The sequence below is a fragment of the uncultured Slackia sp. genome (assembly GCF_934630525.1).
In the GTDB taxonomy this organism is placed as follows: Bacteria; Actinomycetota; Coriobacteriia; order Coriobacteriales; family Eggerthellaceae; genus Slackia.
On the sequence record NZ_CAKTVX010000003.1, the window covers coordinates 229,661 to 243,215 of the forward strand.

9 protein-coding genes and 2 pseudogenes are annotated in these 13,555 nt (G+C 57.7%); 6 read left to right on the forward strand and 5 right to left on the reverse strand.

Annotation, left to right across the window (positions count from 1 at the left end):
• Positions 1-5: 5 nt before the first annotated feature.
• Positions 6-2,765: a hypothetical protein gene (locus tag Q0D41_RS04270; protein ID WP_294375693.1), complete on the reverse strand. Its 2,760-nt coding sequence runs from the start codon at positions 2,763-2,765 to the stop codon at positions 6-8.
• 242 nt (positions 2,766-3,007) lie between these two features.
• Here Q0D41_RS04270 and Q0D41_RS04275 point away from each other — a divergent pair, with 242 nt between their 5' ends.
• Together Q0D41_RS04275 and Q0D41_RS04280 are read left to right on the forward strand one after the other, a co-directional pair.
• A complete protein-coding gene (locus tag Q0D41_RS04275; RefSeq protein ID WP_294375698.1) occupies positions 3,008-3,835 on the forward strand; it encodes a hypothetical protein in 828 nt (275 codons plus the stop codon).
• Between the two features lie 49 nt (positions 3,836-3,884).
• Positions 3,885-4,649 (forward strand): hypothetical protein, encoded by a 765-nt coding sequence (locus Q0D41_RS04280; RefSeq protein WP_294375701.1) that lies wholly within the window; start codon positions 3,885-3,887, stop codon positions 4,647-4,649.
• A gap of 523 nt (positions 4,650-5,172) precedes the next feature.
• Here Q0D41_RS04280 and Q0D41_RS04285 read toward each other — a convergent pair.
• Both Q0D41_RS04285 and Q0D41_RS10055 read right to left on the reverse strand, forming a co-directional pair.
• A complete protein-coding gene (locus Q0D41_RS04285) occupies positions 5,173-6,741 on the reverse strand; it encodes an FAD-dependent oxidoreductase (RefSeq protein ID WP_294375703.1) in 1,569 nt (522 codons plus the stop codon).
• A gap of 42 nt (positions 6,742-6,783) precedes the next feature.
• Positions 6,784-6,864: pseudogene (locus Q0D41_RS10055) on the reverse strand (twin-arginine translocation signal domain-containing protein); the annotation flags it as partial.
• Positions 6,865-7,080: 216 nt separating this feature from the next.
• Here Q0D41_RS10055 and Q0D41_RS04290 point away from each other — a divergent pair.
• The 3 genes and pseudogenes from Q0D41_RS04290 to Q0D41_RS04300 all read left to right on the forward strand — a co-directional run bounded on the left by Q0D41_RS04290 (position 7,081) and on the right by Q0D41_RS04300 (position 9,873).
• Entirely contained in the window at positions 7,081-8,436 is a 1,356-nt protein-coding gene (locus Q0D41_RS04290; protein WP_294375705.1) for a response regulator transcription factor, read from the forward strand.
• A gap of 155 nt (positions 8,437-8,591) precedes the next feature.
• On the forward strand, positions 8,592-8,996 hold the full coding sequence (locus Q0D41_RS04295; RefSeq protein WP_294375708.1) for a transposase: 405 nt from the start codon (positions 8,592-8,594) through the stop codon (positions 8,994-8,996).
• An 8-nt stretch (positions 8,997-9,004) separates the two neighbouring features.
• Positions 9,005-9,873, forward strand: a pseudogene (locus Q0D41_RS04300) (IS256 family transposase).
• Between the two features lie 337 nt (positions 9,874-10,210).
• On the opposite strand, the gene Q0D41_RS04305 reads toward Q0D41_RS04300, so the two are convergent.
• Both Q0D41_RS04305 and Q0D41_RS04310 read right to left on the reverse strand, forming a co-directional pair.
• A complete protein-coding gene (locus tag Q0D41_RS04305) occupies positions 10,211-10,738 on the reverse strand; it encodes a helix-turn-helix transcriptional regulator (RefSeq protein WP_294375710.1) in 528 nt (175 codons plus the stop codon).
• The gene (locus Q0D41_RS04310) at positions 10,699-11,652 is read right to left on the reverse strand and encodes a hypothetical protein (RefSeq protein WP_294375714.1); all 954 of its coding nucleotides are present in this window, start codon (positions 11,650-11,652) and stop codon (positions 10,699-10,701) included. The genes Q0D41_RS04305 and Q0D41_RS04310 overlap by 40 nt, the downstream gene beginning before the upstream one ends.
• 166 nt (positions 11,653-11,818) lie before the next feature.
• Between Q0D41_RS04310 and Q0D41_RS04315 the strand changes: the two genes are divergently transcribed.
• Positions 11,819-13,555, forward strand: a complete 1,737-nt coding sequence (locus Q0D41_RS04315; RefSeq protein WP_294375719.1) for an FAD-binding protein — start codon at positions 11,819-11,821, stop codon at positions 13,553-13,555.

The following is a 13,555-nucleotide window of genomic DNA, read 5'->3' on the forward strand; positions in this document are numbered from 1 at the left end:
GCCCGCTAAGCCTCGCGCACGCGCAGGCACAACGCACCGTTTCGCGCACCGAACGAAACCACGCCGTTGGCATCTTCCATCACGGCAAAGCCGAATACCAGCGTGTCACCAGGCATAATGCACGATCCGCACATCTGGACCACCGCACCCGCACGCCTGGCCACCTCGCGCAGAAGCAGCTCATCGCCCGCGCACGCAGGCCCAAACGACAGCGCCCTCGCATCGGCGTAGTTGTTCGCACCAAAGCCGGCAATCACATTCGACATGCTTCCATCGGCATTCGAACGCACGATGAGCGTGCCGTTCGTGGACGCCAAATCGAAGACAAGCCACCCCTTTTCCTTGCCCTGCGGTTCGCTTCCCGCATACAGCAGCAAGGCATGCTCTCTGGAAACCGGGTCTTGCGCACGACCATTTGCACCAAGGGCCAAGCATTCCTGCTGCCCCGGAAGATTCATGGCACCCCATGACTTTTCGCCTGAGAATTCCGCGCGGCGGCACCCAAGCTGGCGGCATTCGTCTTTCTCGAACGCATGCCCAATGCCCACACGCGGGCGAAGCCACGGGTGAACGCGCAGCTCACGACCCTCTTCGAGGTCGATGCGCGCAGGGCCGTCAACGATATACGCGTCAAACGAAAGCACGCGGCCCGCCTTCGGCTTCTTGCGAGAAGGCGCCACGCCGCCGCCCGTAAGCAGGCCGTCGTTCGCAAGCGCCACCGATTCGTCGTCGGCGCGTTCAACGTCGAACATCCAGCACAACATAAGACCAAGCGCATGCTCAAGCGCGCGATCCCAGTCGTCGCCGCGCGCCGCTGCCGACGCGAGCAGCCTTTTCACCACATAGGCGCGCGCCGTCGATGCGACGTACTCGCTCGACCCTGTAACCGCCGCATCGTGGATGAGCGCACCTTTCAGCGCCGCGACGAATTCCTCGATTTCGGTGTCGGTCGCTTCATCGAAAAAGAAATGCCACAAAAGCACGCGCCACGGGTCTTCTTCAGAGAAAGCCTCGCCCGGCACCCTCGCGAGCATCTTGCCCCGCACAACGGCGAGCGGATTTTCGAGATATTCCTCATACTCCTGAAGACGGCCTTCCTTTTCGGCCGCATCCTCGGACAGCTTCTTGTTTTCCCACAGCGCCTTCGCGTATCCGTTTCCGTTCTTCCCCGATAAATCGTCCGTTTTGACAGCCATCGGAAGCAGCATGCTGTAACAATCGTCGCGCGTAACGCCCACGGTTTGCGGGCGAACCGCCGACGCATCGTTGGCTTTTGCTTCGACCGTAGATTTGGTCTTGGTCCTCGAAAGCGCCGATTGCTTCGGAAGCATCTCGGCCAGGCGCAGCGCCAACAGGTCCAAGAGCCAGTAATCGCTGTGGAGGCGCGAGCGCTCCTGACGCAACCAGGTCGAAGTTTCGGCGCCCGAATACACGCCGAGCTCGCCGCCAAGCACGAAGCGCTCTCGCAGGCGCAGCTCAATGCGGCGCACGCGGTCGGCCTGCATCATCGGCAGCCCGCACGAAACACGAATTCCCTCGGCCGTCTTCGCGAGCGTTTGCAGGCGCGCGTCGGCGTCGATAACGGGGGCGATACGAGCCTTGTACACTGCGCGTTCGAGCGGAGTCATATCTTGTTCGATGCCGTTTCGGAAGATGAGCGCATCGGAATCATGAACGACCGGCTCGCCGCCCATCGATGCGGAGCCCGCGGCACTTTCGGAATCCGCAACACATCCCTCCACGGCGGCGGTTTCGGCACCCGAGGCCCGCCGCGCACGCTCGGCGCCCGCAAAGCCCGCAGCGTCCGCATCTTCCGCACCATTGATGGTGTCCACAACGCTCACAATATCCATTGCGCCAGCCGCAAGCTTCGCAGCAGGAACCACGCTCGCGCGTGCGACAGCAGGCGCAGCTCCTCGACCGCACGGCGGTGCGGCGGAGAATGTCACCCTGTGCACGCCATCGGACCCACGATCAAGAATGTCGAGCATGGCTTTCCGGCTCAGCCCACGCGTTGCCGTGTGCTCCGCGAGGGCTTCAAGCAACTCGTCCTCGGTCGGCCTGCGTGCGCCTTGCAATGAATCTTCAAGCTTTCGATACGCCTTGATAATCGCGAAATACTTCCGCGCCTCATGCTCGCTTCGAAGCGCGGTTTTCTGCGCATAGCACTCGCACAGGCGGCGCTCCACGGGTTTCTTGTTCGTCGAAACCCAGCTGTTCAGCACGTGGCCTTCCGACAAATTGAACTTGTCAATCGAATCTTCTACAGCAAGACGCACAGCGTGGTGATACTCGGCGCCCAGGTCGTGCGCTTCGAAAAGCCGCTTGTACCCCTTCGTGGCCGCGTAAACGGCATCGAGGTGCGCCTCAATGAGGCACTCCCGCGCGAGGCGGCCCGCCTTCGCAAGCAGCGCGAGGTTCACTTCCGCATTGTTGTCGAGCCAATCTTCCGCAGTGCGCGGCGCGCCGTTGATTCGCTTCTCGGCGATAACGCGCGCATGTTCGAGGCCCTCCTGCAACAGAGCGTCCGAATACGGCAGGCCACCCCAATCGGAACCCTGTTGCCCAAAAGCGCCCCGCTGCCTGCGCTGGGCGCGAATCGCCGCCCGATGAGCGCGGCGGCGAGCCTTGGCATCATCGGCAGCGGCCGCGTCGACCGTAGCCTCCTCAGCAGCAGCTCCATCCTCGTTGGCATCGCGGCATTCGTCGTCGCCATGGCGCTCATTGGCCTCATGCCCATATTCGGCAAACTCGTCCTTTGACACGACAGCACCTTCCCACGAAGCCTTTTTATCCTTGTTATCCATTGTAATTTGCGCCGCAAGTCGCACGCCGACAACCCTTTCCCATTTTCCAGAAAACTTCGCGCCCGTTTTCCATGTGCTTGTCAAAAACCAGCGCACGAAAGGAACAGCCATGAACGATTTCGCGAACAAACTCGGCGGAAAACAAGGAAGCGGCCCCCTTAGCCCCTTTCCACTTCAATAGCCGCGCGCAAGGAGTAACCATGAGCAAGAAATACTACGGCGGAACCGGAACCAACAAGGAGTTCGCGATGCACTCCCCTGGAAGCAAGTACCGCGACAACGGTGACGACGAGCTAGACGACTTCTTCGATGGCCTCCTCTTCGTTAAAACCCGCATCGCGCTCGCGATTGAAAGCCTGTTCAAAGCGCTTATGTCACGCTCGATGAGACGCGCCGATTTCGTAGCAATCACGCTCATGCTGCTCATCTGCATGCGCGTAATTGGCGCGGCATTCATCGACTCGAGCTCTTTGAGCGAGTTGAACGCCTTCGCCTTCGTGGTGGCGCTGGGCGCACTCGGCATATGCACGATTTCCGAAAAATGCCCGGCCAATGCACTTACGACGCTCGTGATCGCATGCTTTCCGGCCCTCATTGAAATCGTCACCGCATGTGCAGTGAATGGCTCAGATGCCGACGCGTTCAACCGCATCACGAGCTGGGCGCTGATCGGGTGTCTGAGCAGCGCGACCCTCCTGGTTGTGGACACCCTGATTGACCCGCTTGGTGACGAGGACGAAGGCGCGGGCACGAGCGAAAGCACGGGCGCAAACGAGGGCGAGAGCATGAATGAAAAAGCAAGCCGAGGGGATGCCGAAAACGGGGGCGGAAGCACCGGCGCATGCAAAAGCGAAAGCACAACCATCCACGAAGATGCAGCGTGCGAGCGTGTTTTCCTCATTCCCTTCTGGAGCGCCGCCATTGGTGCTACCGCCGCCCTTATTTGGGAACTGGCGCCCTACATCGCGCGCGAAATCGCCTACGGCGCAGCGCCGCTCTACCTGGGCTACATGAGCTGGATTGTTTAACCCCTGGCGCACAACGAACTCGCAACCCCAACACACGAAAGGAAGAACTGTGAGAATCGATAAAACCGCACGACAAAAAGGCACTTCGAGCTGGCTCAAGGAGCTGATCTTCGTGGACGACGTCGAAGGCAACGCAAGGCCAACTGATGAGGGCGCCACGAGCGGCGCTCGCGGCAGCAAGCGCGAAACTGCAGATGAAAACGAAGGCGACCTCGTCCTCTTCTCGCTTCGCAAAATCACTGGGAAAGCCCGATCGGCCGTTGCCAAAACGCTCGACCGGCTTTTCTTGGGCCTTATGGACCGCTCGATGGGCGAAACGAATTTCTTCGTCGTAACCATGATGGGGCTTGCCTGCGCAAAAGTGCTTTCGGCGCAATTCTTCGAAGCGGCGGCGTTCGGCGAACTCAACCTGCTCGCGTTTCTTATAGCGATTTGCGCGACCGCAGCTTGCGCTGCTTCGAAGAAGTTGCCCGCAAACCCGCTTGCCGCCTTGTGCATTTCCGTGCTCCCGGCATTTATCGAAACGGCAGCTATATGCGCAGTTCGCGGGCTCAATTATTCGGAAGAGTACGCGTTCATTACGGCAGTCGCGCTCGCCTGCGCGGTCGGAGGTTTCTTTTTGGGCATAGCGTGGCATTTGGCCGATGAAACCGACCCCAATGAAGCGCTCAAACGCGTCATTATTGGCGCGATCTGGGGCTTCGCAATTGGAGCAACCGCCTCGATCATCGCCGAGACGATGCCCGTCATAACCAACGCACTCGCCAACCGCGAAATTCCGACGTTCCTCGAACAGCTCCTTGCCACCCGTTAGCGCCGGGATGCATATGGACGCGTTCGCGAGCGAGAGCCAGCGCCCTTCGCCTTTGAAGCACCCGACGAGAATTCGGTCACACGCGCTGCCAACTCGATTGACCCGCACGAGCGCGAGAAAACGACCATCAGCCGCATCTTGTCGAGAGCCAGCAAAGCGATACGTGATGAGCGACAAAGGGGGTGCGTGCTGGCGCGTCCGTGTCTGTAAGAAGGATTTCGAGCACAGCATCGTCGATGCCGATGACAATTTGACGATGCTCACCGTGGCCGCCGAAAGGCAGCAGAACAGGATGAAGTGGAGGGCTATACGCCTTCGACACCATTCCTTTATTGTTCCAGCCTAAAACCCACGAGGCAGATACGACATTCATCCTATGTGCAAATAATCCCGCACGGATTGTTTCCAACCGTAGGAAAGGGTGTTATTGGAAACCCAATAACACCCTTTTGACCTGCTACTTTATTAGTTTTAGCTAATGGAACATGCTTATGGATTCATGCCCTCGTCTCCGAGCGCCGGCCTACTTCGCCAGATGCTGTCCCAGCAGGTAGCCGAACGTTACCGCGCGCCCGATGCTGATGCCCGGAACCGTGACTTCGTTGTAGTCGATGCCGAACAGACCGCCCGCATTGTTCCCTACCGCGTAAAGACCCGGAATCGGCTTTCCGCCCTCGTCCAAGCACTCAGAATCGGCATTCGTAATCAAACCGGCAGTACTTACCGCCACTTCAACCACCATTTTCAGAGCATAGAACGGAGGTTCCGCGATTTTTGTCATAAGCTCAGGACGCTTTCCAAACTCAGAATCTCCCTCGTCCACCAATGCGTTGTACCGTTCCACGGTTGCCAGAAACGTCTCTTTCGCCTCACCCTCGAAACCTATCGCGTCGGCCAAGCCGTCAAGGCTGTCGGCCTCCAGTAAAAGTCCGCTCTCGCGTTCCCACGACCATGCGCCGGTCTCCTCGCCCTCGGCCGTCCAAGGGTCTTCGATTCGACGGAAATCCTGATCCCAGCTCATGCCGCCACCATACGCAAGGCTGGCAGGTATCTCCTTGGACCATTTGTTATCCCAGATGGCCCATGATGCGGCACCAGGCTGCTGCAACTGCGAATTGACGCCTCCGACATACCCGCTGTCTTCGTTCACGTATCTTTCACCGTTTTTGTTAACGCGCAAGTAGCCATATGCGTAGCCCATGAAAATCATCAAAGGATGAGGCGCTTCTTGCATCTTCGCGCCTGCCCAAAGCCCCATCTTGTGACCGTCGCCAGTCCCAGTGCTATAGTTGGAGCAAAATTCGGGATCGTAGCTGTCGAAGTCCCATTCGGTGTAGTAGCTGAGCATTTCCGCGTCCATTGCATAATCGCCTGCGGCGAGAACGACTCCGCGAGAAGCATTGATCTTGATGTACCTGTCGCCGCTCTTGCAGATAGCTCCGACAACCTCCCCGTTTTCAGATTGGAGCAACTGAACGGCTTCAGTATTGTTGCGATACTCGCCGCCTGCCGAAACGACCTCTTGGGAAAGGTTCGCCAGCATTTCCTCCATAGGCGCATAGCAGTTCTCTTCTTCACCTAGATCGATCCCTTTATGCCACAACTCGATAACGCCTCGGTTGTTGCGATAGTGATCGCTGTTGCTCGCATACGCCATAACCTGAGGCTCGAAACCGTACCCCTTCGCTTTTTCGATGTACCAATCGCCCGCTTCCCCGGATCTGCTCATAAACCTGTACACTTTGTCGCCGCGGCACATGTGGCAAGACTTCTCCATATGGTCGCGCGCAAGCCCGTAGACATCTTCGGGCTCCATACCCTTCTCGGCGAGAATGCTCGGATTCACCAAACCGTAGTCCAAGCCTATAGCGCGCGGATTTTCGAGCTTTTCGACAAGCACGACCTTCAGCCCGTTTTCCACACAGCTGCTTGCGGTTGTGGCACCGGCAATCCCTGCGCCTATGACAAGAACATCGGCATCCAGGGTTTCGGCTATCTTGTCGTCGCCGATAGGCTCGGGGGCATCAAAGAACGAGGGGATCCCCGATTCTGCCGAAGCCGTCTTAGCCGAACCGTCGGGTGCGACACCCACAGAGGACGTCCCATCCTGGGGCGAACAACCAGCGATCAAACCCGCTCCGGCCAAACCGGCAGTACCCAGCGCAACGCCTTTCAAAAAATTCCTCCGCGACAAATCGCTTACCGTTTCAAACATACGTCCTCCTCAATACATCTGAACAAACGCTCTTTCGAGCCTTGCGACGGGACAAGAGTACGTCGGCAAACGTGGTGACGGCAGGCCGCGAAACAGATGAAACCGCAGATCCGAGTATCCCCAGTTTTTGGTGATTTCTAAAAAATCGAAGAAACGCTACTATGGAAGCGAAATTCGAAGCCCGGCCGACGAAACAAGGAAGGCATCCCGAAGAGCATGCGAGCCCCCATCGAAACCTTACGGCGACCAGAGGTATGGGCCCTTTCCTTTTTCGTGGCCGCAAGCGAAGCCTCGACGGTTAGATCCGCCGAAACCGCGCTGGACCCTTCTTCGAGCATTGAATTATGGACGGGCGCTTCCCTGCTCCTGTACATCCTGCTGTTTGCACTCGCAAACCGAATCGGATCGTTTCAGAAGCACTCGAAACTCGCCTTCGCCTTAGCGGTCATCGGCATACTCGGACTCTGCCTGCGGGCGTCGGCAGCCGAAAGCGCTTCTGCGTTCTATCTTGCGGGGGAAGGAAGCCTAGTCTTGTCCACAGCCTTGCTAGGCTACATGGCAATCGAGCAGCTCATCGGAGTACCCCTCATATGGACGATTCGATCGATCATCGCGTCCTCGGTCATAAGCGCCCTCCTCGTACCCTTCTACCACGAGAGCGGCTTTTTGCTGACAGCTGTTTCATTGACAGCATGTGCGATCTGCCTGCAATTCGACGAAAAACCGCAATCGAGCGAATCGGAAGACGGCCGAAAATCCGAGGAAGCCCCCGCCGTCGTTTTTCCTAAGGGGCTCGCTGCGGGGTTTTTCCTTCTGGCCGTCTGCTTTGGCTTCCTGCAGACGTTTCTTTATCAAGAGAGCGAAAAGACGATAGAAACCGTCGTCATAATAACAAAACTCGTTGCCTCTGGCGCGTTCGGGCTGATAGTGACGAGAACGGAGGATACGGGATACGCCCTGTTGGCGAAAACCATCTCCACCATCTCCATCGCGGCTCTTGCCGTCTTCTTGGCCTACAATCGAGCTTCGATAGAATCTATGTCGCTTATGGCTACGGGTTATTCGCTGCTGGAAATCACGTATCTGCTGATCATGGTCAACATTGCCTCCATCGCGAATCGCTCGTCGATCAAAATCGTAAGCATCTTTTTCATAATCGACACTCTAGGCTATATGGCGGGCACGGCAATGTCGGGAGCCGCCGCCGACAACGAGGTGGCGACAAAAATAATCGCCACCTCGTTGGTCATCCTGCTTTCTGCAGCTGCAATCTGGCTTTTTAACGAGAAGCACGTCAATGCCTTCCTTTGGAGCAAGGAGCAGAAAGGAAACGATCCGCCAACCCTCAGTTTCGAAGAAAAGATAGGCTTGCTAGCCAGCGAGTGCGACCTCTCGCCACGCGAAACGGAAGTCCTCGGAATGTACGCCTCGGGAAGAAGCGCTGCATTCATCGCTGAAGCGACGTTCGTGTCGAGCAACACCGTTCGATCCCACATCAAGCACATATACGCGAAATGCAACGTCCATTCTCGCCAAGAGCTTATTACGAAAATCGAGGATTTCGGCGAATAGGCATTTCGAAAACCAGCGGATACAACCAGTCCCGATCGTGTCGGGAAAGTTGGTGTAAGCAACGCAAGCTAGGATAGCTTTGATGGGGAACGGCCCCCGCCTTAGAATCTGGAATTGCTGACATTACAGGTTCAAACGAAAGGACGAGAGCCGCAATGGAGAGTCTAGCAGAAAGCATGCCCGGACAGGCGGCGATGCCGAGGCTCGAGGACGGGTCGATAAACCTGAGAGAGCTGATGAGGCGCCTGGCCGAGGACGTGGTCAACGCCATAATGGACGCCGAGGCCGACCAGCTGTGCGCGGGCGGCGCCAACAGCCGCAACGGCTACCGCGAGCGCAACCTGGTCACATGCGTGGGCGACATCACGCTGCGCATACCCAAGCTGAGGACCGGCAGCTTCTTCCCCGAGGACGTCGTCGAGCGCTATCAGCGCGTCGACCGCGCCGTGGTGGCGGCGGTGGCCGAGATGTACGCGACGGCACATCGACCCGCAAGGTGCAGCGCGTCGCCGAGAAACTCGGCATCTCGAGGTTGTCGAAAGACCAGGTCAGCGCGATAGCTTAGAACTTGGACGCGGACGTCGCCGAGCTTCTCGGCAGGGACCTGGGCGGATCGCGCACCCCGTACCTGTGGCTCGACGCCACCTACGTCAAATGCCGCCGCGACGGCCGCGTGGCCTCCACCGCCGTGGTCACCGCGATCGGCTGCGACGAGGGCGGGTGGCGGCGGGTGGCGGGCCTGGCCGTCGTGGACACGGAGTCCTACGATTCGTGGGCGGGGTCCTGCGCGCCATCAGGGACCGCGGCGTCCATGGCGTCCAGCTCGTGACCTCGAACGCCCACAAGGGCCTGATCAGGGCCATCGAAGAGGTGTTCCAGGGCGCGTCGTGGCAGCGCTGCGCCGTGCACCTGATGCGCGACTGCATGCGCGAGGCCGGGTCGCGCTCGCTCAAGAGGCGCGTGGGGCGCATAATGTCGCCCGTCTTCCGCGCGAAGGACGCGGCGACCGCCCGCGCCATGCACCACGTCGCCTGCGACATGCTGCGCAATTGCTGTCCCAAGGCCGCCGACGTGGCCGAGGAGGCCGAGCCCGACGCGCTTGCGCACCTCGCCTTCCCGCCGTCGCACTGGAAGCGGCTGCGCACGAACAACGTGCAGGAGCGGGCCAATCGCGAGATAAAGCGCCGCAGCCGCGTGGTGCAGGTGTTCCCGTCCGAGGAATCGCTGGAGCGCCTGGTCGGGGCCGTAATGTGCGAGCAGGACGAGATTTGGTCCGAATCGCGCTACTTCGCCCACGACAAAATCCAGGAGCTCTACGACGAAAAACGCGCCGAGACGGCCGCCGTCCCCGAAATTCCCGCCGCCGACCTGCTTGAATCCGCCAGGAAGATGATCATCGCGAGCCTCGAGCTTGCGGAAAGGGTCGAGGCGGCGTAGCATACCAGCCAGATTCCAGGGCAAGGCGGGGCCGAAGCCCTCCTCATCCCGAATTGCCGTTCGCTCGGGCCGCCTTCGGCGGCGCCTCGCGAAAACGGCTTACACCAACATCCGCGACACTACCTTCGTAACCCATCGTAAACACCCTTTCCAATCAAGGGTGTTGCAACGTTCGCTAGAATCCGCCAGATAAACGAAATCAAGAGAAGGTAAAAGAGTAAAGAGGGTCGAGTTATTGAATGTTCACTGTCACGCATTGCGGGTTGTCGATGCATAGGTAAACGGCGAGCATGGGTAAAAGGCGAATCGGGCATGCTCTTGGCAAACATCCAAGGGTTTAACCTTGGTGTTCGGTGACTCCCAGTTGTATGAGGTCGTGAAGCTGCTGGCGGTCAGTCACGCCGGGCTTTTCGTAAATATGCTTCACATGGGTGCGAGCCGTCGAATGCGAGATGGCAAGATTCTCTTCGATATAAGGAAGGGAGCGGCCTCTTGCAAGCAACCGGAGGACTTCGACCTCGCGCGGCGAAAGACGGCACTCCTCAGTCAACTGAGACAAACGTGTTTCGAGGGTTTTCTTCATAAGCGCGCCTTCGGCAGGCAGGCTTTCCGTTATGCGAACGATATCGAGCTCCTTGAAGACGAAGAAGAAGAGGCAGACGAAAACGATCACGGTCAGCATGCTGAAGAATGCTATTTCAACAGGATCTATCAGCTCGTGAAAGGAGGTGAAGTCCCCAATGAGAAAGCCTGCAAACGACCCTGCATGCTGAGCAGCAGCGCACCAACCGAACAAATGGATAAACGACCCTTTTGCTCGAATTGCTACATAGGGAAAGACGAGAAGCACCAAACATTCGAACAAGATACTTCCCCCAGAGCGCAAGCGATGGAGACCACGCTTGTGAGGGGGGTACCTATCATCAGGATACTGTATCCTGCAACAAACAACGGCAGGCAAAAGCGATAAAGATAGAGGATGGGGTTTTCTCCGCCCACCGTAACGACGAGCATCAGGTTGAGCAGGAATATCCCGATCATTGTGGCGTAAACGGCGTTGCTATAGAAAGCGGAGGTGCTGCCGAAAACGGGTAAAACCCGAAGCAGCCCGCAAGCCAGTCCCATCACGATGCAGCTTATCAGGATTTTCGTCAGTCCGTTTTGCCACAGCACTTCCCGGCGCTGGCTTCGGGGTTGTTCGTTGGCGCACAGGATAAGCGTTATACCGGATGCCAAGGGCAACGCGACCACCACGGAAAAGTAAGCGACGGGCGGCAAAACATGGATGATTAGACAGAGGACAGCTGCAAAAAGACACGAGAGGGTCACATGACCGGCCAGTCGCTCAGAACTGAGGTTCAGGAAGAGTGCGCCCCAGGAGAGCAGAAGAACGGAGTTGCCGGCGCCAATGAGCGCGGTAGAAGCTATCACAAGCGCTATTGAATCGATATAGTTGAGCGCCGCGACTAGCATGAACGTCCCTAGTGACGTTGTACCTACGGCAAAAGCAATCGCCCATTGCCCCGAGCTGAGAACATCGAGCTTTCGCATGAGGAACATCATGGCTATGAGACCTATGGAAATTGTTGCGGAAAAGCACACGCGAACGAGCAGCATTGGATAGAACGTTTCCGTGCCCACAACCAATCGCGGGCAGTTGACCACAACCGACAGGGAGAAAGCAAAGTAGTAGCCGATACCCAGCATCAACCATGGTTTCTCGTGCCATGCCTGCAGCATGGTTGTGACACATTCGCGCGAAATACCCAAATGAGACATAGGCCCCCCTTCCCTTCGGAAGAATACTCTGACAAGCATCTACGCGTCATCGGCCATTATGGCCGATGTGCGATTTTGAGTAAAATCGTTCGTTTCGACCGAAGCCGCCACCTTTCCATCTTGAGTATATCTGTTCATCGAAGGTTCCATCGAAAGGAGATATAGAATGAAGGTAACGAGGAGGGACTTTTTCAAAGGCGCCGCCTTCACCGGAGCGGCCGCCGCAGCTGCCGCTGTAGGAATGAGCGTGCCCGTGACCGCCCTAGCCGACGAGGCCGCAAAGGCCGAAGAGCCCGCCAACTCCTATCTAGGTATCTACGGCGGTGACACCCAGTACTTACCTGTACGGGCTATTGGGGAGAAGCCGACATTTCGTAACGGCGTTGTGGCCTTCGAGGACCGCGTCATTGGCGACGACGAGATTCAGCGTGTGGATTCGTGCGACTTTCTGGTTATCGGTGCGGGCATCTGCGGTATCGTAGGCGCCCTCAAAGCCTCGAGCGAGGGTGCGAAGGTCATCTGCGTGGAAAAGACTTCTCGTGGTCGCAGCACCTGGGAATCCATGGGTGGCTATGGTTCGAAAGCTCAAGAGGCAAGCGACAACGAGGTGGATCCGGCCCGTTTCGCCGATGCTATTCTGCGAGGCTCCTGTTTTCGCGCCCTACCCGAAGTCGTTTGGTCCTATATTAACAACTCGGGCGAAGCCATCGATTTTGTTCAGGATGTACTCGACGAGTCGGAATACGACATCGAAATCTACAATACCACTCAGCCCGAGACTGGCTATGACCTTGTAACCATCCAGGCTGAACATAAGTTCAAAATCACCGGTCCCGTTGAGTGGAAAGCCCACATGACTGGTATGTTCCCTATGGCTGCTCTCACTTCGGTAGCCGAAAGTCGCGACAATATCGATTTGCGTCTATATACCGCCGGCGTCCAACTCATCCAAGATGCTTCCGGCAAGGTAACTGGCGCCATCGTGAAGGATGAGAGCGGCTACTACCGCATCGACGCCGGCAAGGGAGTTTTGCTTGCAACGGGCGGGTACCACAACAACCTTGATATGATGAAGGCCTGGCTGCGTCCGGAGGACTACGCCGTACCTTATCAGGAGGACGCTGCGATTGGCGATACGGGCGATGGCCATATGATGGGATTGAAGGTCGGAGCGAACATGGATCCCGTGCCCCATTGCGCAATGATCTTCAGCGGCGGCTATCCTGATGAGGCGAGTCGTAGGTGTCCGGCTAAACAAATGGTGCGTGCCGTAGCCCCTCTTGTGGACGGGCGTGGTCGGCGATTCTGCAATGAAGCCCACCAGAAAGAGTGTGTGGCCAATGCATTGAACACCGCTCATACCTTTAACGGTGGAGCCTGGTTCATTTTCGACCAAGATGTCATGGATACCATGAAGGAGCCGATGGATAAGTATTTTGCCAATGGAACGTTGGCAAAAGGCGAAACCCTTGACGATTTGGCGAAGGCTCTGGGCATTCCCGCAGAGAGGCTCAAAGAAACTATCGATACGTGGAATGGCTACTTCGATGCCGAAACGCCTACTGATCTTGCCTTCCGTCGCGACCTGGTCTCCGTCAATCCCGTCGTCAAGGCGTTCACCGAAGGAAAGGTGCAGGCGAGCGCTCTTCCCGTCAAGCGCGGCCCCTTCTACTCCATGACTTGTTCCGCGACCTTCCTAACCACTGTGAGCGGTCTCATCATCGACGAAAAATGCCGCGTGCTCGACACAAGCGGTGACGTGATCGAGGGCCTGTATGCTGGCGGCAACGCTTCGGGTGGTATGTACTCCGATGTGTATCCGCGCCATCTGCCTTCCACCTCCGTGGGAAGGGCAGCAACTTTCGGCTATGTCGCCGCCCGTCATGCTACGAAGGGAGAATAG

Excerpts from the sequence above, each read along its gene's own strand:
- Q0D41_RS04275 (WP_294375698.1), top strand. The coding sequence starts at position 3,008 with ATGAGCAAGAAATACTACGGCGGAACCGGAACCAACAAGGAGTTCGCG.
- Q0D41_RS04315 (WP_294375719.1), top strand. The coding sequence starts at position 11,819 with ATGAAGGTAACGAGGAGGGACTTTTTCAAAGGCGCCGCCTTCACCGGA.
- Q0D41_RS04295 (WP_294375708.1), top strand. The coding sequence starts at position 8,592 with ATGGAGAGTCTAGCAGAAAGCATGCCCGGACAGGCGGCGATGCCGAGG.
- Q0D41_RS04310 (WP_294375714.1), bottom strand. The coding sequence starts at position 11,652 with ATGTCTCATTTGGGTATTTCGCGCGAATGTGTCACAACCATGCTGCAG.
- Q0D41_RS04290 (WP_294375705.1), top strand. The coding sequence starts at position 7,081 with ATGCGAGCCCCCATCGAAACCTTACGGCGACCAGAGGTATGGGCCCTT.